Origin of the sequence: Allobosea sp., assembly GCF_035944895.1 — a bacterium.
In the GTDB taxonomy this organism is placed as follows: Bacteria; Pseudomonadota; Alphaproteobacteria; order Rhizobiales; family Beijerinckiaceae; genus Allobosea.
The window spans coordinates 421,066-445,735 of record NZ_DASZAT010000006.1; the positions used below are offsets into that span (position 1 = coordinate 421,066).

General features: G+C 66.5%; 25 protein-coding genes. 11 read left to right on the top strand and 14 right to left on the bottom strand.

The annotated features are described in order from the left end of the window. The first annotated feature begins 85 nt into the window (after positions 1-85). Positions 86-1,327, top strand: a complete 1,242-nt coding sequence (locus tag VGV58_RS10545; RefSeq protein ID WP_326873957.1) for an acyl-CoA desaturase — start codon at positions 86-88, stop codon at positions 1,325-1,327. 4 nt (positions 1,328-1,331) lie between these two features. On the opposite strand, the gene VGV58_RS10550 is transcribed toward VGV58_RS10545, so the two are convergent. From VGV58_RS10550 to VGV58_RS10560, 3 genes are all read right to left on the bottom strand, one after another. Then, positions 1,332-2,030, bottom strand: a complete 699-nt coding sequence (locus tag VGV58_RS10550) for a P-loop NTPase family protein (protein WP_326873958.1) — start codon at positions 2,028-2,030, stop codon at positions 1,332-1,334. Beyond that, positions 2,017-3,111 carry an AI-2E family transporter gene (locus VGV58_RS10555; RefSeq protein WP_326873959.1) on the bottom strand — a complete coding sequence of 365 codons (1,095 nt, stop codon included), beginning with the start codon at positions 3,109-3,111 and terminating at the stop codon, positions 2,017-2,019. Before VGV58_RS10555 ends, VGV58_RS10550 begins: the two co-directional genes overlap by 14 nt. A gap of 69 nt (positions 3,112-3,180) precedes the next feature. After that, positions 3,181-3,711: a CDP-alcohol phosphatidyltransferase family protein gene (locus tag VGV58_RS10560; RefSeq protein ID WP_326873960.1), complete on the bottom strand. Its 531-nt coding sequence runs from the start codon at positions 3,709-3,711 to the stop codon at positions 3,181-3,183. 135 nt (positions 3,712-3,846) lie between these two features. On the opposite strand from VGV58_RS10560, the gene purM reads away from it, so the two are divergent. Continuing rightward, positions 3,847-4,917, top strand: coding sequence for a phosphoribosylformylglycinamidine cyclo-ligase (gene purM / locus VGV58_RS10565; RefSeq protein ID WP_326873961.1), 1,071 nt, complete (start codon positions 3,847-3,849; stop codon positions 4,915-4,917). After that, a complete protein-coding gene (gene purN / locus VGV58_RS10570) occupies positions 4,914-5,534 on the top strand; it encodes a phosphoribosylglycinamide formyltransferase (protein ID WP_326873962.1) in 621 nt (206 codons plus the stop codon). The genes purM and purN overlap by 4 nt, the downstream gene beginning before the upstream one ends. Positions 5,535-5,663: 129 nt before the next feature. Here the strand turns inward: purN and VGV58_RS10575 are convergent, their stop codons facing one another. Next, positions 5,664-6,410: a helix-turn-helix transcriptional regulator gene (locus VGV58_RS10575; protein WP_326873963.1), complete on the bottom strand. Its 747-nt coding sequence runs from the start codon at positions 6,408-6,410 to the stop codon at positions 5,664-5,666. A gap of 123 nt (positions 6,411-6,533) precedes the next feature. Here VGV58_RS10575 and VGV58_RS10580 point away from each other — a divergent pair, with 123 nt between their 5' ends. Continuing rightward, the gene (locus VGV58_RS10580) at positions 6,534-7,250 is read left to right on the top strand and encodes a glutathione S-transferase family protein (protein ID WP_326873964.1); all 717 of its coding nucleotides are present in this window, start codon (positions 6,534-6,536) and stop codon (positions 7,248-7,250) included. A 12-nt stretch (positions 7,251-7,262) separates the two neighbouring features. Here the strand turns inward: VGV58_RS10580 and VGV58_RS10585 are convergent, their stop codons facing one another. Continuing rightward, on the bottom strand, positions 7,263-7,577 hold the full coding sequence (locus VGV58_RS10585; RefSeq protein WP_326873965.1) for a hypothetical protein: 315 nt from the start codon (positions 7,575-7,577) through the stop codon (positions 7,263-7,265). A 168-nt stretch (positions 7,578-7,745) separates the two neighbouring features. Beyond that, entirely contained in the window at positions 7,746-9,836 is a 2,091-nt protein-coding gene (locus VGV58_RS10590) for a molybdopterin-containing oxidoreductase family protein (RefSeq protein ID WP_326873966.1), read from the bottom strand. Positions 9,837-10,061: 225 nt separating this feature from the next. On the opposite strand from VGV58_RS10590, the gene VGV58_RS10595 reads away from it, so the two are divergent. After that, positions 10,062-10,886: a MipA/OmpV family protein gene (locus VGV58_RS10595; protein WP_326873967.1), complete on the top strand. Its 825-nt coding sequence runs from the start codon at positions 10,062-10,064 to the stop codon at positions 10,884-10,886. Positions 10,887-10,961: 75 nt separating this feature from the next. On the opposite strand, the gene ndk is transcribed toward VGV58_RS10595, so the two are convergent. Together ndk and VGV58_RS10605 are read right to left on the bottom strand one after the other, a co-directional pair. Beyond that, the gene (gene ndk, locus VGV58_RS10600) at positions 10,962-11,384 is read right to left on the bottom strand and encodes a nucleoside-diphosphate kinase (protein WP_326873968.1); all 423 of its coding nucleotides are present in this window, start codon (positions 11,382-11,384) and stop codon (positions 10,962-10,964) included. A gap of 91 nt (positions 11,385-11,475) precedes the next feature. Then, complete coding sequence (locus VGV58_RS10605; protein WP_326873969.1) at positions 11,476-11,745, bottom strand: SEL1-like repeat protein; 270 nt, start codon at positions 11,743-11,745, stop codon at positions 11,476-11,478. 363 nt (positions 11,746-12,108) lie between these two features. Here VGV58_RS10605 and VGV58_RS10610 point away from each other — a divergent pair, with 363 nt between their 5' ends. Next, on the top strand, positions 12,109-12,483 hold the full coding sequence (locus VGV58_RS10610) for a DUF2147 domain-containing protein (RefSeq protein WP_326873970.1): 375 nt from the start codon (positions 12,109-12,111) through the stop codon (positions 12,481-12,483). Between the two features lie 96 nt (positions 12,484-12,579). Here the strand turns inward: VGV58_RS10610 and VGV58_RS10615 are convergent, their stop codons facing one another. The 5 genes from VGV58_RS10615 to gatB all read right to left on the bottom strand — a co-directional run bounded on the left by VGV58_RS10615 (position 12,580) and on the right by gatB (position 16,239). Continuing rightward, entirely contained in the window at positions 12,580-13,287 is a 708-nt protein-coding gene (locus VGV58_RS10615) for a glutathione S-transferase N-terminal domain-containing protein (protein WP_326873971.1), read from the bottom strand. 115 nt (positions 13,288-13,402) lie between these two features. After that, positions 13,403-13,864, bottom strand: a complete 462-nt coding sequence (locus VGV58_RS10620; RefSeq protein ID WP_326873972.1) for a GNAT family N-acetyltransferase — start codon at positions 13,862-13,864, stop codon at positions 13,403-13,405. A 1-nt stretch (position 13,865) separates the two neighbouring features. Then, positions 13,866-14,258 (bottom strand): hypothetical protein, encoded by a 393-nt coding sequence (locus VGV58_RS10625; RefSeq protein WP_326873973.1) that lies wholly within the window; start codon positions 14,256-14,258, stop codon positions 13,866-13,868. Then, positions 14,255-14,761 carry a GNAT family N-acetyltransferase gene (locus VGV58_RS10630; RefSeq protein WP_326873974.1) on the bottom strand — a complete coding sequence of 169 codons (507 nt, stop codon included), beginning with the start codon at positions 14,759-14,761 and terminating at the stop codon, positions 14,255-14,257. The genes VGV58_RS10625 and VGV58_RS10630 overlap by 4 nt, the downstream gene beginning before the upstream one ends. Beyond that, on the bottom strand, positions 14,758-16,239 hold the full coding sequence (gene gatB / locus VGV58_RS10635; protein WP_326873975.1) for an Asp-tRNA(Asn)/Glu-tRNA(Gln) amidotransferase subunit GatB: 1,482 nt from the start codon (positions 16,237-16,239) through the stop codon (positions 14,758-14,760). Before gatB ends, VGV58_RS10630 begins: the two co-directional genes overlap by 4 nt. A 250-nt stretch (positions 16,240-16,489) precedes the next feature. Between gatB and VGV58_RS10640 the strand changes: the two genes are divergently transcribed. The 3 genes from VGV58_RS10640 (at position 16,490) to VGV58_RS10650 (ending at position 21,617) form a co-directional block, all read left to right on the top strand. Continuing rightward, on the top strand, positions 16,490-17,623 hold the full coding sequence (locus VGV58_RS10640; protein ID WP_326873976.1) for an efflux RND transporter periplasmic adaptor subunit: 1,134 nt from the start codon (positions 16,490-16,492) through the stop codon (positions 17,621-17,623). Between the two features lie 73 nt (positions 17,624-17,696). Next, positions 17,697-20,882 (top strand): efflux RND transporter permease subunit, encoded by a 3,186-nt coding sequence (locus tag VGV58_RS10645; protein WP_326873977.1) that lies wholly within the window; start codon positions 17,697-17,699, stop codon positions 20,880-20,882. A 12-nt stretch (positions 20,883-20,894) separates the two neighbouring features. Then, the gene (locus VGV58_RS10650; protein ID WP_326873978.1) at positions 20,895-21,617 is read left to right on the top strand and encodes a glycine-rich domain-containing protein; all 723 of its coding nucleotides are present in this window, start codon (positions 20,895-20,897) and stop codon (positions 21,615-21,617) included. Between the two features lie 8 nt (positions 21,618-21,625). Here VGV58_RS10650 and VGV58_RS10655 read toward each other — a convergent pair whose 3' ends face one another. Then, positions 21,626-22,216: a DUF2345 domain-containing protein gene (locus VGV58_RS10655; protein WP_326873979.1), complete on the bottom strand. Its 591-nt coding sequence runs from the start codon at positions 22,214-22,216 to the stop codon at positions 21,626-21,628. Between the two features lie 144 nt (positions 22,217-22,360). On the opposite strand from VGV58_RS10655, the gene VGV58_RS10660 reads away from it, so the two are divergent. Next, positions 22,361-23,818 carry a cryptochrome/photolyase family protein gene (locus tag VGV58_RS10660; RefSeq protein WP_326873980.1) on the top strand — a complete coding sequence of 486 codons (1,458 nt, stop codon included), beginning with the start codon at positions 22,361-22,363 and terminating at the stop codon, positions 23,816-23,818. A gap of 9 nt (positions 23,819-23,827) precedes the next feature. Further along, positions 23,828-24,652, top strand: coding sequence for an aminoglycoside 3-N-acetyltransferase (aac(3), locus tag VGV58_RS10665; protein ID WP_326873981.1), 825 nt, complete (start codon positions 23,828-23,830; stop codon positions 24,650-24,652). The last annotated feature ends 18 nt before the right edge of the window (positions 24,653-24,670 follow it).

A 24,670-nucleotide genomic window follows, 5' to 3' on the forward strand; every position in this document is an offset into this window, starting at 1 on the left:
GACGCTTGCGCCAGCCCCGCTGCTGCTGTTTGGTCGGCATGCGAATCCCGCATGCCATCAGGCTTTCAAAGTCCAGAGAACGACCTTGTCAGAGCAGCAGCACGCCGACGACCACGGCGATATCGTCTACCCCTCGGCCATTCCCTTCGTGCTGGCGCATCTGGCCTGTTTCGGCGCGCTCTGGAGCAGCGTCAGCGCGACCTCGCTCTGGCTCGCCTTCGGCCTGTACTGGCTGCGCATGTTCGCGGTGACCGGCGGCTATCACCGCTATTTCTCGCATCGGACCTACAAGACCAGCCGGGCCGGCCAGTTCGTGCTCGCCCTGCTCGCCCAGTCGACGGCGCAGAAGAGCGTGATCTGGTGGGCCTCGAAGCACCGGCATCACCACCGCTTCTCCGACACCGAGCACGATGTGCATTCGCCGGTGCTGACCTCGTTCTTCTATTCCCATGTCGGCTGGATCTTCAGCAACGGCCATGACCGCTGCGACACCTCGACCGTCACCGACCTGACGCGCTTTCCCGAGCTGAATTTCCTGCACCGCTTCGAATTGCTACCGGCTGCCGCGCTCGCGCTGATCTGCTTTGCGATCGATGGCTGGAGCGGGCTGTTCGTCGGCTTCTTCTGGTCGACGGTCGCGGTCTACCACGGCACCTTCTGCATCAACTCGCTGGCGCATGTGCATGGCGACAAGGACTATGTCACCGGCGACGAGAGCCGGAACAACTGGTGGCTGGCGATCATCACCATGGGCGAAGGCTGGCACAACAACCACCATGCCTATCAGTACAGCGTCCGCCAGGGGTTTCGCTGGTGGCAGTGGGATCCGACCTATTACCTGATCCTCGGCCTGTCGAAGCTGCGGCTGGTCTGGGATCTGAGGGCACCGCCGCAGGCCGTCATCGAGCGCTCGCAGGCACTGCCGCCGCGCGTGATCGAGCGTTCGGCCGAGCGGCTCGCGGCCTCCGTCCCGGTGGAGCGCATCGTCCAGGCTTTCCGCGATGCCTATGCCAACGCGCCTGGCCTGCCGGAGCTGCACCTGCCCGAGCTGCATCTGCCGACGCTGACGCTGCCCGAATTCCGCGAGGCCCTGGCCGCGATGCAGGCCCGTGCCGGCGAGCGCCTGCATGCCGTCCAGGCGCAGGCGCAGGACGCGATCGCGCAGTGGCACATGCCGACGCTGCCGAGCCGCGAGGAGCTCTCCGAGAAGGCCGCCGCGATGTTCGTCAAGACGCCGTCGCTCGATGCGATCGCGGCGCGGGCGCACGATCTGCTGATCGAGACGGTCCATGCCCGCCTGACCGGAACGGCTACGGCGAAGGCCTGAAGCCTCACTCCTCCGGGAAGAGCGAGGCGACGACCTCGGTGGCCATGGCGCGGGTGACGCGCCGGCCACGCTCCAGTGAGAGCTTGTCGAGCGCGTCGACGAGATCGCGCGCCGCGGCGAAGGAGCGCTCCATCCGGAGCGCCAGCGCCTCGATCGTGCCGGTGTCGACGATCAGTTGGCGATCGACGAAGAGCTTGACCAAAAGTGCGCGTAGCAGCGCGTCGTCCGGCGGCGCAATCTCCGCCTGCGGCGCCAGGCGCAGGCGCGACAGCAGGTCCGGCACCTTCAGGCCCCATTGGCCCGGCTCGGTCCGCGCGGTCAGCAGCACGGAGGCGCCACGCGCCCTGGTGGCGTTGAGCAGATGGAACAGCGCCGGCTCGTCGAGCGGAGCGCGGTCGCAATCCTCGATCACCAGCGCGCCGCCGGACGCCAGATGCGGCACCTTGGCCTCGTCGAGCTCTTCAGCGGACAGTGTCCAGGCATGCGCGCGCGCCGCCCAGATCGCGGCGAGATGGGTCTTGCCTGCCCCTTCCGGCCCGACCAGGCGCAGCCAGGAGGCCGGCCAGCCCGGCCAGCTCTCGATCAGCCCATAGGCCTGCTCGTTCGAGGGGCCGACGAGGAAATCCTCGACGCCATGGCGGCTGTCGACCGGCAGATCGAAGGCGAGCTGGCGCGGTTTCACCGGCGGCTCACGGTTCGGCATGAATCTTCGGAGCCGGAGCGGTCTGGCCACGATAATAAGGGCTGGCGAGGTACTGCCGCAGCACGAAGCGGGCGAGCACGCCGATAACGGCCGCCAGCGGCACGGCGAGCAGCAGGCCGACGAAGCCGAAAAGCGAGCCGAAGGCAAGCAGTGCGAACATCAGCCAGACCGGATGCACGCCGATCGAGCCGCCGACCAGCTTCGGCTGCAGGATATTGCCCTCGATGAACTGGCCGGCGGCGAAGACGGCGAGCGTCGCCAGCGGCATCGTCCAGTCCGGCCAGAACTGCACGGTGGCGACGCCGACCGAGAGCACGAGCCCGGTCAGCGAGCCGACATAGGGAATGAAGGAGAGGAAGCCGCTGATGATGCCGATCAGCGCACCGAAATTGACGCCGACCAGCGACAGCCCGATCGCATAGAACGTCCCGAGCAGCAGGCAGACCAGCGCCTGGCCGCGCAGGAAGCCGGCGATGGCGACGTCCATCTCATGCAGCAAGCCGCGGATCGTGTCGCGATGATCGAGCGGCAGCCAGCTATCGACCGTCGCGACCATGCGGTCCCAGTCGGCGAGCAGATAGAAGGCGATGACGGGCGTCAGCACCAACAGCGAGAACACGCCGATAATCGCCGTGCCGCCCGACCAGAGCGAGCCCAGCAGCTTGCCGACCCAGCTCGTCGCCTCGCCGACGAGGTTGCCGAACGAGCTCTGGGCGTCCTGCGCCAGCTTGGCGCCGCCGAAGCGCTCGATCAGCGGCGCACCGCGCTCCATGATCAGCGCCTGCAATTTGGCGGCATCGCCCGGCAGGCGCGCCACCAGCCCGGCGAGCTGCTGGCTGAGCAGCGGGGCGAGCAGCACCAGCCCGGCGATGAAGATGAGCAGGAACAGGCAGAGGATCGCGATCGTCGCGGTCAGTCGGCTGAGGCCCCAGCGCTCCAGCCGGTCGGCCAGCGGATCGAGCAGATAGGCCAGCGCCAGCGCGGCGATGAAAGGCAGCAGCACGTCCCTGAATAGCATCAGCGCGAGCACAAAGCTGGCGAGAGCGAGCAGCCAGAAGAGCAGTTGACGCTGAAGACTCATGCACTCGCCTCTACACGACCTGTGGCGCCTGATTATGGTGATCCGCCCGAGATCATCCAAGGTTCTGGATCAGCCCGCCATATGCCGCAGCCAGAGCGCGAGGTAGGCGCCCATGGACGCGAGCGTCAAGGCCGCGACGATGATCTGCGCCGCCGGCATGATTGCAGCAACATCGATCTCGAAGGATTTCGAGCCGAGCACCAGCGCGGCGAAGACGAGCTGGGCCGCTGTGTTGAGCTTGCTGACGACGATCGGCGCGATCGTCACCGGCTTCTCCATCAGCCAGGACAGGATCACCGCCGTGACGATCATCAGGTCGCGCGAGACGACGACGATCACCAGCCAGACCGGGATGATGCCGATGATGGCGAGGGTGATGTAGATCGAGACGATCAGCGCCTTGTCGGCGAGCGGATCGAGATAGGCGCCGAGCTCGCTCTTCATGTCGAAGCGCTTGGCGATGAAGCCGTCGATCGCGTCGGAGACGCCGGCCGCGACGAAGAGGAAGAAGGCCTCGTCCCAGCGGGCATTGACGATCATGACGATCACCAGCGGCACCAGGATCAGCCGGGCGATGGTGATCAGGTTCGGAAGCGTCATCGCGGGAGACCTGCCGACAGAATCTCATCTCAGGGTAGAACATGGGCGGGAGAAGTGCGAAACGCTTTCGCGGAAGGGCTTGCCCCCCGCCCTGCCCTTGCCTATTCGCTCGCGAAGCAAAAGGAGCGAGGACCGATGACGAAACCGGGCGCCAACGGGCTGACCTATGCGCAGGCGGGCGTCGACATCGATGCCGGCAACGCCATGGTCGACGCGATCAAGCCGCTGGTGCGCTCGACGCGCCGGCCCGGTGCCGATGCGGAGATCGGCGGCTTCGGCGGACTGTTCGACCTGAAGGCCGCCGGCTTCAGCGATCCGATCCTGGTCGCGGCCAATGACGGCGTCGGCACCAAGGTCAAGATCGCGATCGAGAGCGGCCGGCATTCGACCATCGGCATCGACCTCGTCGCGATGTGCGTCAACGATCTCGTCGTCCAGGGCGCCGAGCCACTGCTCTTCCTCGACTACTACGCCACCGGCAAGCTCGACCCGAAGGCCGGCGTCGAGATCGTCCGCGGCATTGCCGAGGGCTGCCGCCAGGCCGGCTGCGCCCTGATCGGCGGCGAGACCGCCGAGATGCCGGGCATGTATGCCGGCAACGACTACGACCTCGCCGGCTTCGCGGTCGGCGCGGCCGAGCGCGGCACCTTGCTGCCGCGCGCCGATGTCGTCGCTGGGGACGTCGTGCTCGGCCTGCCCTCCTCCGGCGTGCACTCGAACGGCTATTCGCTGGTCCGCCGCATCGTCGCGCTCTCGGGTCTCGCCTGGGACGCTCCCGCCCCGTTCGCTTCCGACAAGACCCTTGCCGAGGCGCTGCTGGAGCCGACCCGGATCTATGTGAAGAGCCTGCTGCAGGCGCTGAAGGCGGCGCCCGGCATCAAGGCGCTCGCCCACATCACCGGCGGCGGCTTCCCCGACAACATCCCGCGCGTCCTGCCCGACGATCTCGGCGTCGCGATCGACCTGCCGGCGATCAGCGTGCCGCCGGTGTTTGGCTGGCTCGCCAGCGTCGGCGGCGTCGCCGAGCGCGAGATGCTGCGCACCTTCAACTGCGGCATCGGCATGATCGTCGTCGCCGAAGCCGTGCAGGCGGACGCCGTCATGGCGGCGCTGGCCGAGGCCGGCGAGAAGCCGGTGCGGCTCGGCGAAGTCACGGCGCGCGGCAGCGACGAAGCCGTCACCTATCGCGGGAAGCTCGCCCTGTGAGCACGGCCAAGCGGGCGCGCACCGCGATCCTGATCTCCGGGCGCGGTTCCAACATGGTCGCGCTGATCGAGGCTGCCAGGGCCGCCGATTTCCCGGCTGAGATCGTGCTGGTCGCTGCCAACCTGCCGGATGCCGGCGGGCTGGAGCGGGCGGCGGCTGCCGGCATTGCCACGGCCAGCGTCGACCACCGCCCCTTCGGCAAGGACCGCGAGGCCTTCGAGCGGGCGCTCGATGCCGAGCTGCAAGCCCACGGAATCGAACTCGTTGTGCTCGCCGGCTTCATGCGCGTGCTGACGCCCTGGTTCGTCACGCGCTGGCAGGGCCGGCTGATCAACATCCACCCCTCCCTGCTGCCGGATTTCCGCGGCACGCATACCCACGCCCGCGCACTCGAAGCCGGCGTCGCGGAGCATGGCTGCACGGTGCATTTCGTCGTACCCGAACTCGACGCCGGCCCGACCATCCTGCAGGCCAAGATCCCTGTTCTGCCCGGCGACGACGAGGCGAGCCTGTCAGCCCGCGTGCTGGAGCAGGAGCACCGGATTTACCCGCAGGCGCTGGCGCTGGTGGCGTCCGGGGCTGCGAAGCTTGAGGACGGAATAGCGGTCGGCTCTTGAAGCCTGCCGTCATTCTCGGGCGAAGCGAAGCGCAGACCCGAGAATCTCATGACGAGAAGATGCTGGCCGGAGCCTCCACCGGCCTGAGATGCCCGGGTCAAGCCCGAGCATGACGCGCACGTCCCCTCGCTACTGCACCGTCACCACCTCCCCCTGCAGAGTCTGCTGCTCCATCGCGCGGCGGGCGGCCGCCTCCTGCTCCTCCTTCTGCCAGCGCCGGAACAGGTCGGCGCGGCGGGCGGGGTAGCGCTCCTCGCGGGCAGTGAGCTCGGCGATGCGGTCGGTGCGGAAATGGCGGAAGGCCTGCCTGAGCTCGCACCAGGCGATGACGACACGGACCCGGTCGAAGAAGGTCATGCCGATCGGCCAGATCATCCGCCGCGATTCGGCCCCGGCCTCGTCGCGATAGGCGATGTCGAGCTTGCGGCCATTGCGGATCGCGGCGCGGATCGCGGCGGCGTCGACCTGGTCAACGATCGCCGAATCCTTGCAATAGGCCGGCGCGAACAGCGCGCCGTCGAGCAGGATCGGCCGCAAATGCGGCGGCAGTACCGCCGCGACCTTGGCGACGACATCCTCGGCGGCGCGCGCCAAGGTCGGGTCGGCGCGCTCGGAGAGCCAGCGCATGCCGACGAGCACCGCCTCGATCTCGTCGGGCGAGAACATCAGCGGCGGCAGGTCGAAGCCGGCATCGAGGACATAGCCGATGCCGGCCTCGCCGCGCACCGGCACGCCCTGGCGCAACAGCGCGGCGATGTCGCGGTAGACGGTGCGGACGGAGACGTCGAGCTCGGAGGCGAGCGTCTCGGCGGTGACGGGGCGACGCCGGCGGCGCAACCCCTGAATCAGATCGAGCAAACGTTCAGCACGCTGCATGGCGTAGTTCCGCTGATAGGAAGATGGCGTAAGCTGATCTTGCTCTACTCGCCCTGACACAAATTGTCAGGAGCGTGGCAGCAGCGCATGCTGCATACTGAAGACACCGACCGGGGAGGAAACATGCTGGAGCTTCACGTGTTCGGACCTGCCTTCGGCCAGCCGGACCCGAGCCCGTTCTGCATGAAGGGCATCATCCTGATGGAGATGTCCGGACTGCCCTACACGCGTGTACGCGGCAATCTGCAGAAGGCGCCGAAGGGCAAGTTCCCGGTGCTACGCGACGGTGACAAGACAATCCCCGACACCACCTTCATCCGGATGTATCTGGAGCGGAATTACGGGATCGATTTCGACAAGGGCCTGTCAGCCGAGCAGCGCGGCACGGCCTGGGCGGTCGAGAAGATGCTCGAGGATCAGGTCTACTGGCTCGTGGTGCAGGAGCGCTGGGCCAACCCTGCCAATTTCGACCGCGGGCCGCGAAAATTCTTCGACGCCGTGCCGGCGCCGCTGCGGCCGCTGGTCATCGCGATGATCAAGCGCCGGATCAGCCGCAACCTGCACGGCCACGGCATCGGCCGTCACAGCGACGCCGAGCGGCTGGAGCTGGGGCGGCGGGCGCTCGACGCGCTCGCCGGAATCCTTGGTGGCAATCCCTACCTGACCGGGCCCGATCCATCCGGGGCCGATGCGACGCTCGGCGCCTTCATGATCGCAGGGCTATGCGACGTCTTCGACTCGCCGATCCGTGGTGCGCTGCAGGAGCACGCCAACCTCGTCGCCTATGCCGGGCGCATGCGCTCGCGCTATTTCAAGGACGAGACAGAGAAGGCGGCGTGAGCCGCCTTTCCATCACGGCCGCTTCAGCTTGCAGCGGTCGATGAACTCGTAGCCCTTCTCGCGGGCCGAGTCGTTGAAATAACCGGTGTCGCGGAAGGCCTGGAGCTCATCCTTGGTCATGGCGTTGACCGTGCCCTTGGCGTAGCAGCTGCACGGGGTGTGCACGGCCTCGCGGGTCGTGCTCATCAGCTGGGACTGGGTGACCAGGCAGGCATCGAAGGCACGCAGCTGGATCATGTAGGGCGTCAGGTTCTTCGCCGTCGGATCCGGCGGCGGCAGGGAACTCGTACTGCCGGCGGCCAGCGCCGCACTGGCGGAAACCAGCATAGACATCCCAGCGGCCCAGAGGACCGCACCAACCCGCCGCTTGATCATTGTTCGCACTGTCCGTTTCCGCGGCCGAGCTCGGGAGACCCGAATCTCCCCTTGACAAGCCATGCCGTCGCCCGGGCGCGGATGGTCCATAGCGCCAGCGAAAAAGCAATGACGCAAAGGTCACACCGCCTTGCGAATCCAGACCTTGTTGTCGTGGAAGGCGGCGCCGCCATAGGGCGCCGGCGAGTCGGCGCCGGTGATGGTGTTGATGCCGCGGCCGCCGCGATGGGCGCCGTTCGGCCAGATCGACTCGGCGATGGCGACACCGCGCACCAGCCCGTCGAACAGCACCGCGTCGAGCTCGACCGTGCCGCGCCGGTTGCCGACGGTGACATGGTCGCCCCCGGCGATGCCGAGCGCCGCCGCATCGGCCGGATGCAGCATCAATGTCGGCGCGCGCTCCTTCTTCTGCGAGGTCGGCGTCTCGGTGAAGCTCGAATTCAGGAAGTTGCGTGCCGGGCTGGTGGCGAGCCGGAACGGATGCTCCGCATCGGCCTCCTCGATCGCGGTCCAGTGATCGGGCAGCGCGGGCAAGTCCTGATGCGGGCCGACCAGGCCGGCATTGCTGTTCGGCACCTTCGTCCAGTCGGGCTTGAAGCGGAACTTGCCGCCCGGCCAGCCGAAGCCCTTGAGATAATGCGCCGTCTCGAAATCCGGCTGGATGTCGATGAAATCATTGGCGACCAGCTCTTCGAGCGTGCCGCGACCGGTCTCCTGCAAGGTCCAGTCGACGATTTCTCGCGGCGTCATGCTGAAACCGCGATGCTCGGCGCCGAGGCGCTGCGCCAGGGCGCAGATCACCTCATGGTTGGAGCGGCATTCGCCCGGCGGCTCGACGAGCTTGCCGCCCCACATGATGTGCTGGTGGCCCCCACCCTGGTAGAGGTCGTCATGCTCCATGAATTGCGTCGCCGGCAGCACGATGTCGGCCATGCGTGCCGTTTCGGTCATGAACTGCTCGTGCACGACGGTGAAGAGATCGTCGCGGGCAAAGCCGCGCTTCACCAGTTCCTGCTCAGGCGCGACCGTGACCGGATTGGTGTTCTGGATGAACAGCGCCTTGACCGGCCCGCCCTGGCGCAAGGCCTGCGCATCGCCGGTGAGGACGCGGCCGATCTGCGACTGGTCGAGCTGGCGGACATTGCGGTCGATCTTGTCGAGGCCCTCGATCAGGCCCTTGCGCCATTTGTAGATGCCGCTGTTCGAGTGGAAGGCGCCGCCGCCCTCGTATTGCCAGGCGCCGGTCACGGTCGGGATGCAGGACGCCGCGTGGATGTTGACCACGCCGTTGCGCTGGCGGGCAAAGCCGTAGCCGAGCCGGAAGAAGCTCTTCTTGCGGGTGCCGACGAGGGTGGCGAATTCCTCGATCTCGGCGACGCTGAGGCCGGTGATCGCCGCCGCCCATTCCGGGGTGCGGGTGGCAAGATGGGCCTCCAGCTCTTCCGGTGCGTCGGCGAAGCGGGCGAGATATTCGCGGTCGGCATGGCCGTCGCGGAAGAGCACATGCATGACGGCGCAGGCGAGCGCGCCGTCGGTGCCGGGCTTGAGGACGAGCGGCAGATCAGCCTGATCGAGCGTGGCGTTGCGGTAGATGTCGATCGCGACGATCTTCGCTCCGCGCTCCTTCCTCGCCTTGACGGCGTGGTGCATGACATTGACCTGCGTGTGCACCGGGTTGGTGCCCCAGATCACCACGCAATCCGACTTCGCCATCTCGCGCGGGTCGGGCCCGGCGAGCCGGCCGGTGCCGGCGATGAAGCCGGTCCAGGCGGTGGTGGTGCAGATCGTCGAGAACTGGCCGGAATAGCGCTTGGCATGGCGCAGACGGTTGATGCCGTCGCGCATCACGAGGCCCATGGTGCCGGCGTAGTAATAAGGCCAGACCGCGTCGGCGCCGTGCTCGGCCTCGATCGCCAGGAAACGCCGGGCGATCTCGTCGAGCGCCTCGTCCCAGGAGATGCGCTCGAAGGCGCCGGAGCCCTTCGGGCCGGTGCGGCGCAGCGGATGCAGCAGCCGGTCGGGATGATGGATGCGCTCGGCGTAGCGGGCGACCTTGGCGCAGATCACACCGTCCGTGTAGCTCTGGCGCTTGTTGCCGCGGACACGGCCGATCGTCCTGCCGTCGATGACCTCGACCTCGAGCGAGCAGGCCGAGGGGCAATCATGCGGGCAGACCGAAGGCAGGCGCGCGATACGGGGAAGCTCTGTCATGGCCCCTTCCTAGAACAGGTCCAGGGTCGGCGGAAGCGGGCGGTTGCATTGCCGGGCTGCAGCGGGGCAAGCTGACCCTATCCGGCGGCTGGGGATTCGGCCGGGCCATCAGCCAAACGAGCAGCGATGCCACAGGCGGCGGCTCGTCAACTCCGGGTTAAGACTAATGATTCAAGTTGGCCGCATCCGAGTAGTCCAAGGCGCTCACGCGCCGGAGTTCTGACGATGCGTTGCGTTGCGTTCCTTGCCGGCCTCGCGGCCACCTGCCTCTCCCTTGCGCTGGCTGCGCCGGCGAAGGCGCAGTCCTCCCAGTACGCGCAGTACACCTCGCCCGAGCAGGTGCAGAACTGGCACCTGACGCTGGGCGCCGGCCTGCGCTACCAGCCGGACTATTCCGGCTCGAACGATTACGTCTTCCGGCCGCGGCCGATCATCTCGCTCGGGCGCGGCACCAAGAGCACCTGGTGGACCTCCGAGGACGACGCGATCAGCATCGGCTTCTTCTCGGGCCAGGCCTGGCGCGTCGGCTTCTCCGGCAACCTGCTCTGGCAGCGCAAGGCCGACACCAATGTCGCCCTGCGCATCATGGGCGTGCCCGACACCAAGTTCGGTGCCGAGGCCGGCGCCTTCGTCGAGTTCTACCCGACCTCCTGGCTGCGCACCCGCATCGACCTGCGCCGCGGCATCGTCGCCCATGACGCGCTGGTGGCCGAGGCCAAGGTCGACGTCTTCCAGCGCATCGGCGCCTGGTCGCTCGGCGTCGGCCCGCGCATGACCATCGTCGGCGCAGACTATGTCCGCACCTATTTCGGCGGCACGGCCGCCGGCACCGGCGGCCTGCTGCAGCGCTACAATGCCGGTGTGCACTCGGTCGGCGCGATCGCGCAGGCGACCTATCACTGGTCCGACAAGCTGCAAACCACCGCTTATGTCGAATACAAGCGCCTGATGGGCGACGCCGCCAAGACGCCGATCGTCAAGGCCTTCGGCGACCGCGATTCCGTCACCTTCGGCATCTCGGCGAGCTACGCCTTCGATCTCGGTTTCTGAGGCCCTTCAGCCAGGCAAAGAAAAAGGGCGGGTCCAGCGGACCCGCCCTTCTCATGTCTGGAACAGGCAATCGGCTCAGCCGACGATCTCGTTGCCCGAGAAGAACTGCGCGATCTCGATCGCGGCGGTCTCCGGCGCGTCCGAGCCGTGCACGGTGTTCTCGCCGACCGACTGGGCGAAGAGCTTGCGGACCGTGCCCTCGGCGGCGTTGGCCGGGTTGGTCGCGCCCATCACTTCACGATACTTGGCGATGGCGTCTTCGCCCTCGAGCACCTGCACGACGACGGGGCCGGAGGTCATGAACTCGACGAGTTCACCGAAGAAGGGGCGCTCCTTGTGGACGGCGTAGAAGGTCTGCGCCTGCGCGGTGGTCATCTGGATGCGCTTCTGCGCGACGATGCGCAGGCCGGCCTTCTCGATGACCGCGTTGACCGCGCCGGTGAGATTGCGCTTCGTCGCGTCGGGCTTGAGAATGGAGAAGGTACGCTGGACAGCCATCGTTGTGATCCTTGCGGGAAAATCGGGGAATGCGGCGCGCTTATAGCGGCGCCTTCCCCGGGCCACAAGGCTGCGACGGCCGGTTTGCGCTTCAATGCCGGGTCAGGAACCTGCGGGCCTCGCGCAGCGCCTCGGCGACCTCGTCGCGGCTCATCTCCAGCGCCAGTTCGGTGCGGTGCGAGGCAGCACGGGCGCAGCCCTTGGCGAAAGCGACGTTGAACCAAGTCTGCGCCGCGACCAGATCGACCGGGCCGGTGCGTCCGGACGCATGCATCAGGCCGAGCTCGTAATAGGCGTCGGCGGAGGCTTCCATCGGGATCGCCAGCGAAGCCGGGATCGCGCTCATTTCCATGCGTGCCATGACAAACTCTCCCTGTTTTCCTTCGATGCCAGCCCGTTTGGAGGCCGCGGCTTGTGAGGAGAGGTTCAGGCCCGGCGGTAAAACACTCCGCTAAATTTTGAGATGAATCGAAGCTCAACGAGTCGCAAACGAGCGGTTAAAGCAAGATTCGATTCAGACTCATCCGGCCAATTCGGCAGCGATTTCAATATGATCGAAATTCGGCAGCGACTGGCGCGTCAACCTGCGATTCACCTTGCCCCAAGGTCAACGCGACGAGCGAGCCTTCACGAAGTGCCATCTTGGAAGCCGGCACGGCTTCGGATATAGTTTATATCTGAACCATCTGAGCGACGAAGATCGCCAGCACCGAGGAGGAACGCCATGGCCATTCGCCCGATCATCACTGCCGCCGGCCTGCTGCTCGCTTTCGCCGTTCCCGCTGCGGCGCAGGACGTTACCGGCACCTGGCTGCGCGATAGTGGCGCCTCCAAGGTGCGCTTCACCAAATGCGGCGAAGCGATGTGCGGCACGATCTCCTGGCTCAAGGAGGCCGGCGGCCCAGCGAAGGTCGGCCAGCGCATCTTTTACGACATGAAGCCGGCCAGCGCTGGCAAGTGGAACGGCAGCGCCTTCAATCCGGAGGACGGCAAGACCTATTCCGGCACGATGTCGCTCTCGGGCGATACGCTGACCACCGCCGGCTGCGTCATGGGCGGGTTGATCTGCCGCTCGGTGAAATGGTCGCGGAGCAACTGATTGCGTAGGAGCGTCATCCTCGGGCGAAGCGAAGCGCAGACCCGAGGATCTCTTGTCCAGAGATGCTCGGGTCAAGCCCGAGCATGACGCTTACATTCAGCGCGCCTTCTGGCCGAACAGAACGGCCTTTTCCTCCGGCGTCGAGATGCCGGCTGGATTGCGCAGCTCTTCGGCGACCTTGAGGCCGCGCTGGACCGCCGGGCGCGCCAGCATCGTCTCAAGCCAGCGCCCGACATTGGGGAACTGCTTGATGTCCTGGCCCTGCCGTTCCCAGCCGCGGGCCCAGCCGACGCAGGCCATGTCGGCGATCGAATAGTCGTCGCAAATGTAGTCGCGCCCTTCGAGGCGCTTGTTCAGCACGCCGTAGAGGCGGTTGGCCTCGTTGGTGTAGCGATCGATCGCGTAGGGCACTTTCTCCGGCGCATAGATGCGGAAATGATGGGTCTGACCGAGCATCGGGCCGAAGCCGCCCATCTGCCAGAACAGCCATTCGTCGACGGCGACGCGGCCGCGCTCGTCGGTCGGATAGAACTTCCCGGTCTTGCGGCCGAGATATTGCAGGATCGCGCCGGATTCGAAGACCGAGATCGGCCTGCCGTCCGGCCCGTCCGGATCGACGATCGCCGGCATGCGGTTGTTCGGCGAGATCGCCAGGAATTCCGGCTTGAACTGGTCACCCTTGCCGATGTTCACCGGGATGACGTTGTAGGGCAGCCCGGTCTCCTCGAGCATGATGGAAATTTTCCAGCCGTTCGGCGTCGGCCAGTAATGGAGGTCGATCGGCTTGCCCTGCACTGCTGACATGTCCCAGTCCTCGCGGGTTGTTGCGGGTCGAGAGGACATCTAGGTCGCGAGCCCGGCCAGCGTAAGCGCCGGGGCCGTGCGCCCGGAGCGGGCGCGGCATGCGGCTGGAGCGCGCTCACAGCGCCAGCTTGAAGCCCTCATGGCTCTGGCTGAAGCCGATGCGACGGTAGAAGCGATGCGCCGCCTCGCGCGCCTTGTCCGAGGTGAGCTCGACCAGACCGGCGCCCTTCTGGCGGGCGACGTCGACCGCATGGGCGACCATGGCCTCGCCGACGCGCCGGCCGCGCAGATCCGGATGGACGTGGACGCTTTCAAGCTTGGCACGCTTGCGGCCGCGATAGGCCAGGCCGGGGATCAGCGTGAGCTGCAAGGTGCCGACGACCTTGCCGTCGAGCTCGGCGACGAAGAGCGTGTTGTAGGGGCTGGCATCGACTTCCGCGAAGGCAGCGAGATAGGCCGGGTTCTGCGCCTCCTCCTCGATCTCAGCGAGCGTGCGAGTCTGCGTGGCGGCGCCAAGCATGATCAGGGAGGCGATGCGCGGAACGTCGTCGCGGCGCGCCGGACGAATCTGGATCATGTCATTGTCCAAAGCGGTCATCAGTAAGCTTCTTCGTTTCGCTTGCAATATCATGAGCTTGCGACGGCGAGTCGCTTCTCCAAGCGATAGCCTCAGCCTCGCTGATTGCTCTGCCGACATGCGTCAATTGATAGACTGCGGCGGAAAGCGCCTCTGCAACGAGGCCTGATTTCACGAGGACATAGACGCCCTCGACCAGTACGTTAGCAAAGTTCCGCCTGCGTTCTCTGCGCACGATACAATCGTGCAGGTCTGCATGACCGTCCGAGAGCACGATCTTGCAGGTAGTGGCGTAATATTGTCCGGAGTCGAATTTCTCCAGGAAGCCCGCGACAGGCCAAAAATGAAGCAGGAACTGCCGTTCACCGAAAGGGATCACGTCGCAGGTTTTCATCCGACGAAGAGCCGCTTGGCCATGATCAGCGTGTTGGGCGTGTCCTCGCGGCCGTCGAAACGGGCCTGGCGCTGCAGGAAGAAGCCCATGCGCTCGTAGAAGGCGATGGCGAGCTCGTTCTGGCTCTCGACCTCCAGCCGTGCCACCGGTGCATCGGGAAAGCAGGCGAGCGCGACCTGCAGCAAGGTGCGCCCAATGCCCTCACCCTGCCGCGTCGGCGTGACGTAGAGCCGCGTCAGCATCGCCGCCCGGTCGGGCTCGCGTCGGGCCGAGGCGGTGCCGACGACCTCCTCGCCCAGCAACGCGATCAGGAAGACGCCGCTGTCGCGGCCGAGCTGAGCACTCAGCGCGTCGAGCGAATGCCAGGCATTGGTGATCTCGGCGACGCGCCGCCAGCCATAGATGCCGTCATAGGTGTCGTGCCAGGTCTCGACCAACAGCGAGCGGACCGCCGGCAGATCGGCGGCGAGCGCATCGCGGATGATCAAGTCCTTCTGCGTCACTCGATACCCAGCTTCTTCTTCAGGATCTCGTTCAGCGCCTGCGGATTGGCCTTGCCGCCCGAGGCCTTCATCGCCTGGCCGACGAACCAGCCGAGCATGGTCGGCTTCGCCTTGACCTGCTCCACCTTGTCCGGGTTGGCGGCGATGATCTCGTCGACCGCCTTCTCGATCGCGCCGGTGTCGGTGACCTGCTTCATGCCGCGGGCCTCGACGATCTCGCGCGGGTCGCCGCCTTCGGTCCAGACGATCTCGAACAGGTCCTTGGCGATCTTGCCGGAGATCACGCCTTCACCGATCAGGTCGACGAGGCCGCCGAGCTGCGCGGCGGAGACCGGCGAATCCGAGACGTCCTTGCCTTCCTTGTTGAGGCGGCCGAACAATTCGTTGATCACCCAGTTGGCAGCGGCCTTGCCGTCGCGGCCTTTCGCCACGGCCTCGAAATAGTCGGCCTGCTCGCGCTCGGCGACCAGGACCGAGGCGTCATAGGGCGAGAGCCCGTACTGCGCGATGAAGCGACCCTTCTTGGCGTCGGGCAGCTCCGGCAGCTGTGCCTTCAGCTCGGCGACGAAGGCGTCGTCGAACTCGAGCGGCAGCAGGTCCGGATCGGGGAAGTAGCGATAATCGTGTGCCTCTTCCTTGGAGCGCAGCGAGCGCGTCTCGCCCTTGCCGGGATCGTAGAGGCGGGTCTCCTGGTCGATCGTGCCGCCATCCTCGAGGATGGCGATCTGGCGGCGGGCCTCGACCTCGATCGACTGGCCGATAAAGCGGATCGAGTTGACGTTCTTGATCTCGCAGCGCGTGCCGAAGGGCGCGCCCGGCTTGCGCACGGAGACGTTCACGTCGGCGCGCAGGTTGCCCTTCTCCATGTCGCCGTCGCAGGAGCCGATATAGCGCAGGATGGTGCGCAGCTTGGAGACATAGGCCTTGGCCTCATCGGCCGAGCGCAGATCCGGCTTGGAGACGATCTCCATCAGCGCCACGCCCGAGCGGTTGAGGTCGACGAAGCTCATGGTCGGATGCTGGTCGTGCATCGACTTGCCCGCGTCCTGCTCGAGATGCAGGCGCTCGATGCCGACGCTGATCTGCTCGGTCGGCGACAGATCGACCGCGATCTCGCCCTCGCCGACGACCGGGTGCTTGTACTGGCTGATCTGGTAGCCCTGCGGCAGATCGGGGTAGAAATAGTTCTTGCGGTCGAAGACCGAGCGCTTGTTGATCTGCGCATTGAGGCCGAGCCCGGTGCGGACCGCCTGGCGCACGCATTCCTCGTTGATCACCGGCAGCATGCCCGGCATCGCCGCGTCGACCAGGCTGACATGGGCGTTCGGCTCGCCGCCGAAGGCGGTCGAGGATCCCGAGAACAGCTTGGCGTTCGAGGTCACCTGCGCATGGATCTCGAGGCCGATCACGATTTCCCAGTCGCCGGTCGCACCCTTGATCAGCTTCTTCGGGTCGGCGGGGCGGACATGCGCATTCATGAGATGACTTCCACGAGATGTTGCTGCTGACGCTGGCGCGCGCGTCCTTCAGGTAGAACTTCGGCCCGCCGCCAGCAAGCACCTGTTGCAGCGGTCTTGCGTGGCTTTGCGGCGACAATAGCTAGCTACCGACGAAAATAGCGCCAAAATGTCGAGTGAAGAAACTTGACAATCGTCAGCGTGATGGAGTTGTTGCGCATTGGCCGGAAACCGTGAAGGTTGCGCCGCGCCCGCATTTTCGGAGTTTCACATGATCCGCCGCTCCAGCCGGGCCTTCGTTGCCCTGGCGGCCCTGCTCCCGGTCCTCTCTGCCGAGGCCCTCGCCCAAGGTGCGCCACCGGCTCCCCCGGTCACCGTCGCGACCCCGCTCGCCAAGCGCGTCACCAATTGGGACGAGTTCACCGGCCGCTTCGAGGCCAGCGAACAGGTCGAAGTCCGCGCCCGCGTCTCCGGCTTCCTCGATTCGGTCCATTTCCGCGACGGTGATCTGGTGAAGGCGGGCGACCTGCTCTTCACCATCGACCAGCGGCCCTACAAGCTCGCCGTCGATGCCTCCCGGGCCGAGGTGGCGCGCGCCAAGGCACAGGTCGACCTCAACCAGAACGAGGTCGAGCGCGCCGAGGCGCTGACGCAGAACCGCACCATCACCGCCCGCGACATCGACCAGCGCCGAGCCAACCTCAATGGTGCGATCGCCAGCCAGCAGGCGGCCGAGGCCAATCTGAAGACAGCCGAGCTCAACCTCGAATGGACGCAGGTTCGCGCTCCCCTCGCCGGGCGCGTCTCGAACAAGCGCGTCGACCAGGGCAACCTGATCGCCGGCGGCCAGTCGGGCGCGACGCTGCTGACCACGATCGTCGCCGTCGATCCGATCAAGTTCGTCTTCGATGCTTCGGAGGCCGACTATCTGCGCTATGCGAAGTCGCAGGATCTGCGCAAGCCCGGCACGCCGGTGCGCGTGCGGCTTTCGAGCGAAACCAAGTGGGACCGTGAAGGCAAGATCGACTTCGTCGACAACGCGCTGAACGCCCGCTCGGCGACGATCCGCACCCGCGCGGTCTTCCCGAATCCCGACGGGTCGCTGACGCCGGGGACCTTCGGGCGGCTGCGCCTGTTCGCCGGCGAAGGCGACGCGCTGCTGGTGCCGGATGCGGTCATCGTCTCCGACCAGGCCAACAAGATCGTGTTCACGGTCGGCGCCGACAACAAGGTGGTGCCGAAGCCGGTCCAGCTCGGCGCGATCAGTGACGGGCTGCGCGTCATCACCAAGGGCCTCGCTGCGAGCGACAAGGTGATCGTGAACGGCATCGCCAATCCGATGGTGCGCCCGGGCGTCGCGGTGACGCCGCAGCCGACCGAAATCAAGGCCGCCGCCGCCAACTGACGGCCTGAGACGGTCGTAACGAGCGCGGACGGTATCCTCCGTCCGCCCTGCCCTTTTTGGCCAGGACCAAAGCATGTTCCGCTTCGCCCATTTCTTCATCGACAGGCCGATCTTCGCGACCGTGCTCTCGGTGCTGCTGACGATCGCCGGCGCCATCACGCTGCGCACCCTGCCGATCGCCGAATATCCCGAGATCGCGCCACCGACCGTCACGATCACCGCCAACTATCCGGGCGCCTCGGCTGAGGTCGTCGCCTCGACGGTGGCCGCGCCGATCGAGCAGGAGGTCAACGGCGTCGACGACATGCTCTACATCTCGTCGCAGTCGACCGGCGACGGGCGCGTGACGATCAACGTCGTCTTCAAGGCCGGCACCGATGTCGACCAGGCCCAGGTGCTGGTGCAGAACCGCGTCTCCGCGGCCGAGCCGCGCCTGCCGCAGGAGGTCCGCACGCTCGGCCTGCAGGTCCGCAAGGCCTCGCCGGACTTCCTGATGGTCATCCACATGCTGTCCCCGGACGGCTCGCGCGACCAGCAATACGTCTCGAACTACACCACGCTGAACGTCAAGGACGTGCTCACCCGCGTCGAGGGCGTCGGCGACGTCCAGGTCTTCGGTGCGCGCGATTATTCGATGCGCGTCTGGCTCGACCCGGCCAAGGTCGCGGCCCGCAACCTGACCGCCGGCGACGTCGTCGCGGCGATCCGCGCCGCCAACATCCAGGTCGCGGCGGGTGCGATCAACCAGCCGCCGGCGAAGTCGGACGGGGCCTTCCAGCTCTCGGTCAACACGCTCGGGCGCCTGACCAGCATCGACGAGTTCTACAACATCGTCGTCCGCTCGGATGCCGATGGCGGCACGATCCGCGTGCGCGACATTGCCCGGGTCGAGCTCGGCGCGCAGGACTACCTGTCGAACTCCTATCTCGACAACAAGGAGGCCGTCGCGATCGGCGTCTTCCAGCGCCCCGGGACGAATGCGCTGGCTGCCTCCGAGGCGCTCATCAAGACGATGGAGACGCTGTCGAAGAGCTTCCCGGCCGGCGTCGAGCACACCATCGTCTACAACCCGACAGAGTTCATCAGGGAATCCGTCTCGGCCGTCGTCGCGACCCTGCTGGAAGCGATCGTGCTCGTCGTGATCGTGGTGATCCTGTTCCTGCAGACCTGGCGCGCCGCGATCATCCCGATCATCGCGATCCCGGTCTCGCTGGTCGGCACCTTCCTGATCATGAGCGCGGTCGGGATCTCCTTCAACACGATCTCGCTGCTGGCGCTCGTCCTGGCGATCGGCATCGTCGTCGACGACGCGATCGTCGTGGTCGAGAACGTCGAGCGCTATCTGGCGCAGGGAATGAGCGCGGTCGACGCAGCACACAAGACGATGGACGAGGTTGGTGGTGCGCTGCTGGCGATTGCCCTCGTGCTCTGCGCCGTGTTCATCCCGACTGCCTTCATCACCGGCCTGCAAGGCACCTTCTATCAGCAGTTCGCGGTCACGATCGCCGCCTCGACGGCGATCTCCTGCTTCGTCTCGCTGACCTTGTCGCCGGCGCTGGCTGCGATCCTTTTGAAGCCGCACAGCCATGAGGAGCCGAAGGGCTTCCTGGCGATGCTCAGCGCGCCGCTGCGCTGGTTCTTCAAGTACTTCAACAAGGCCTTCGACTGGCTTTCACACGCTTACGGCTCGGTGACCTCGCGCCTGATCCGCTTCGGCGTGATCATGCTGCTGGTCTATGCGGGCCTGATTGCGGTCGCCGGCCAACGGCTCGCGGCAATTCCGACCGGCCTCGTCCCGCAGCTCGACCGCGGCTACTTCATCGCGGTCTTCCAGCTGCCGCCCGGCTCCTCCCTGCCCCGAACCGACGCGGTCATCCGCAAGGCGACCGATATCCTGCTGTCGCGGCCGGGCGTCGCGCATGCCGTCGCCTTCGCAGGCCTCGACGGCGCGACCTTTACGCTCGCCCCCAATGCCGGCGTCGCCTTCGTCACGCTCACCGACTTCAAGGAACGGGCCAAGCAGGGTCTCACCACCCAGGGCATTCTCAATGACCTGCGCACCCAGTTGTTCGGGATCGGCGAGGCCTTCGCCCTGATCATCGAGCCCCCGGCGGTACCCGGCATCGGCAATGGCGGCGGTCTCAAGGGTTATGTCCAGGATCGTGGCGGCAAGGGCCTGGCGGCGCTGGAAGGCGCGACCTGGGCCGTGGCGGGAACTGCGGGCCAGACGCCCGGCATCCAGCAGCCCTTCACGCTGTTCTCGACCAGGACGCCGCAGATCTATGCCGATATCGACCGCACCAAGGCGGAGATGCTCGGCGTCCCCGTGACGCGCGTGTTCGAGACGCTGTCGATCTATATGGGCTCCGCCTATGTGAACGACTTCAACATCCTAGGCCGCACCTTCCGGGTCACGGCCCAGGCCGACAATCCCCAGCGGCTCGACATCCGCGACGTCGCCGATCTGAAGACGCGCAATGCCGATGGCGAGATGGTGCCGATCGGCTCGGTCGCGACCTTCTCGGATACGACCGGCGCCTATCGCGTGCCACGCTACAACCTCTATCCGGCAGCTGAAGTGCAGATGTCGATGGCACGCGGGTACTCGACCGGCCAGGGCATCGCGGCGGTGGAGAAGATCGCGAGCCAGGTGCTGCCGGCCGGCTTCGGCTTCGAATGGACCGAGATCGCGCTGCAGGAGAAGCTCGCCGGCAATACCGCGATCATCGCCTTCGGCCTCGCCGTCGTCTTCGTCTTCCTCTTGCTGGCGGCGCTGTACGAAAGCTGGACCTTGCCGCTGGCGGTCATCCTGATCGTGCCGATGTGTATCCTCGCGGCGATGATCGGCGTCGGCTACAAGGACTTCGACCGTAACGTCCTCGTCGATATCGGCCTCGTCGTGCTCGTCGGCCTCGCGGCGAAGAACGCGATCCTGATCGTCGAGTTCGCCAAGCAGGCCGAGGACGAAGGCATGAGCCGGCGCGATGCGGCGATCGCGGCCGCCCGGACCCGGCTGCGGCCGATCCTGATGACCTCGCTCGCCTTCATCCTCGGCGTGCTGCCGCTGACGACCTCGGTCGGCGCCGGCGCCGAGATGCGGCAGGTGCTGGGCATCGCGGTGTTCTCCGGCATGATCGGCGTCACGCTGTTCGGCCTGCTGTTCACCCCGGTATTCTACGTCGTGGTGCGCTGGCTCGCCTCGCTCGGCAGCAAGAAGAAGCCGACCGAGCCGAAGCAGGCTACGCCGCAAGCGCACTGACGAGGTAACGCGATGAACGCCGCCGCCATCATCATCGGCATGGTGGTGGCGGTCGTTCTCCTGCTCGTCGCGGGCAACGCGCTCGCTTCATACAAGCGCCTGCGCCGGGCGGAGTTCATCCGGCGCTATCCTTGGCCGCGCGGGCTGCTCGACAAGCTGGCGAGCCATCATCCCGGCTTCACCCGCAAGGAGACGGCGCTGGTCTCCGAGGGCCTGCGCCAGTTCTTCCTGGCCTATCTCAACTCCGGGCGACGCGAAGTCGCGATGCCCTCGCAGGCTGCGGACGATCTCTGGCACGAGTTCATCCTCTACACCCGCGACTATGGCCGCTTCTGCAACCGGGCCTTCGGGCGCTTCCTGCACCACTCACCCGCGATCGTGCTGCGTGAAGGCGCGCGGCGCGACAACTCGGCCCTGCGCCGCGTCTGGTGGCAATGCTGCCGCGACGAGAACATCGACCCGGCCCGCCCGACACGCCTGCCACTGCTCTTCGCGCTCGATACCAAGCTCAAGATCGCCAACGGCTTCGTCTACACGCCCGACTGCGAGGCGCTGCGGCGCAAGGGCGACCGCGGCACGCAATGCGGCGGCGACTTCTCGAGCTCATCCGTCGACGGCAGCACGGACGGCTTCGGTGACAGCAGCAGCTCCTCCGGCGATGGCAGTTCCGATAGCGGAGGCGGCGACAGCGGCGGAGGCGACGGTGGGGGCTGCGGTGGCGGTGGCGGCGACTGAGTAGCGGCTCAGTTCTGCTTGATCTTCGAGCCCTTGATCACGACGTCGGAACTCGCGGACGCATTGATCTTGCCGCTCGCCTTGATCGTGACGTCCTTGCCCTTGAGGTCGACGGAGCCGTCCTTCTTCAGATTGAGTTCGGCCGAACCGGTGTCGAGCAGGATGGCGTCGGCAGCCTTGATCGCGAGCGACTTGCCGCTGGAGATCTCGAAGTCCTTGCTGCTGTCGAGATCGATGCTGACCGCAGCCGCAACCTCGAAGGCGCGCGTCGCCAGGCTGATCTCGCGATTGGCGTTCATGCTGAGCGCAGTGCCGGCGATGATGCCGATGCTCGTGCCCGCAGTCGTTCGCATGCCGTTGCCGACATTCACGACATAGGCCGAGCCCACAGAGGTGCGGAAATTGCTTCCGACCGTCAGGGCGAGTTCGGCGCCGACATTGACGGTGCAGGTGCCGCCGACCGAAATCGAGAGCCCCGCCGGAGCCGTGATCGCGACCGCGCCGCCGCGCCCGACATTGAAGGCCTGCAGCAGGGCTGCGAGTTGCGCCTCGAGCACGGCGATCCGCCGGCTCAGCGCCTCGACTTCCGGCGTAGCCATGGATGCATCCCCCTTCTTTTGTGCGCGGCCGACCCAATCTATCACGAACCAGCGCGGCTCACGGCGGCACTATCCTTTTGCGCCACGAAACCAATCCGACCCGGCAGGTGTATCAGAACATCGCATCGAAGAAGGCCCGATCGAGTGACCTCACGCCCTGCCCTGTTCTGGTTCCGCGACGATCTGCGCCTGTCCGACAATCCAGCCCTGCGAGCGGCGAGCGAACGCGGCCCTCTCATCTGCCTCTACATCCTCGACACATCGACGCAGCGCCGGCCGCTCGGCGGCGCTGCGCGCTGGTGGCTATCGCGCTCGCTGACGGCGCTATCGAACGCCATCGCGGCAAAAGGGGGCGAACTGCTGCTGCTGCGCGGCGATCCGGCGGAGCTGCTGCCCCATATCGTGCGCGAGGCGCATGTCGGATACGTCGCCTGGAACCGGCGCTATGACGGCACCGCGATCACACTCGACAAGGCGGTGAAGGCCACGCTCACCGAGGCCGGCGTCACGGTCGAGAGCTTCAATGCCAACCTGCTCAACGAACCCTGGCAGGTGAAGACCAAGGCGGGCGGACCATTCAAGGTCTTCACCCCCTATTGGCGTGCCGTGCGTGAACGCGACGAGCCCTCGGCGCCTCTTCCCGCTCCAGCCAGGCTGAGCAAAGCGAGATTGCCGGCGGCACTGCGCGAGCAGGCTCTCACGGTCGCAGATCTTGCTCTGGAGCCGACGAAACCGGACTGGGCCGGCGGACTGCGCGAAGCCTGGACACCGGGCGAGGATGGGGCACGGGATCGGCTCGACGCTTTCCTCGACGAGACGATTGCCGGCTACCGCGAGGCCCGCGACCAGCCCGATCGAATCTCGACCTCGCGGCTCTCGCCGCATCTGCGCTTCGGCGAGATCAGCCCCCGCCAGATCTGGCATGCGACCCAAGCTGCACGAGAGGCCGGCAACACGCCGGGCTCGGCCGCCGATGTCGAAAAATTCTTCAGCGAGATCGGCTGGCGCGAGTTTTCCTATCATCTGCTCTTCCACAATCCCGAGCTCGCCAGCGTCAACTATGATCGCCGCTTCGACGCGATGTCCTGGGAGAAGGACGAAACCGGCCTGACGGCATGGCAAAAAGGCCTGACCGGCTATCCGATCGTCGATGCCGGCCTGCGCGAGCTCTGGCAGACCGGCTGGATGCACAACCGCGTCCGGATGATCACGGCCTCCTTCCTGATCAAGCATCTGCTGACCGACTGGCGCGCCGGCGAAACCTGGTTCTGGGACACGCTGGTCGATGCCGACCCCGCAAACAACCCGGCGAGCTGGCAATGGGTCGCCGGCTCCGGCGCCGATGCGGCGCCTTATTTCCGCGTGTTCAACCCGGTGACGCAGGGCGAGAAATTCGATCCGAAAGGCGCTTACGTCCGGCGCTTCGTTCCGGAGTTGGCGGAGCTCGGCGACAAGTTCATCCATCGCCCCTGGGACGCCCCGGCGAACGAGCTGAAGCAGGCCGGCATCGTCCTCGGCCGGGACTATCCGAAACCGATCGTCGCCCTCGACCTCGGCCGCCGGCGCGCCCTCGACGCCTTCGCCGCACTCCGTTCGGAATAGCTGCTCGGCATGACGATCCCTTCCTTCATCACGCGCACCTCGCTCTCTGCCGATCTGGCGAGGCTTGGCCTCGATCCCGGCGACGCCGTCATGGTCCATGCTGCGGTCAGCAAGGTTGGCCGCCTGCTCGACGGCCCCGACACCGTCATCGCTGCTCTGTGCGACGCAGTCGGCCCCCAAGGCACGGTCCTCGCCTATGCCGACTGGGAAGCGTGTTACGAGGACCTCCTGGACGACGAAGGCCGCGTGCCGCCGGAATGGCGCGAGCATGTCCCGCCCTTCGATCCACGGCGCTCGCGTGCGATCCGCGACAATGGCGTGTTGCCGGAGTTCCTGCGGACGACCCCTGGTGCTTTGCGCAGCGGCAATCCCGGCGCCTCGCTCGTCGCGCTCGGTGCGAGGGCGGAGTGGCTGACCGCCGACCATCCGCTCCACTACGGCTATGGCGAAGGCTCGCCACTGGCAAAGCTGGTCGAGGCCGGTGGCAAGGTGCTGATGCTGGGCGCGCCGCTCGACACGCTGACCCTCTTGCACCATGCCGAGCATCTCGCGAAGATTCCGGGCAAGCGCATCCGGCGGATCGAAGTGCCGCTGGCGACGCTGGCCGGCACGCAATGGCGCATGATCGAGGAGTTCGACACCGGCGACCCGATCGTCTCAGGGCTGGCCGAGGACTATTTCGCCGAGATCGTGACGGAATTCCTCGCCACAGGCCAAGGCCGGCAAGGCCTGATCGGCTCCGCGCCGTCCGTACTGGTCGATGCCGCGGCGATCACCGCTTTCGGCGTCGCCTGGCTGGAATCGCGCTTCGGCCCGCCCTCACCTCGGCTCTGAGCTTCGCCGCCCAAGCCA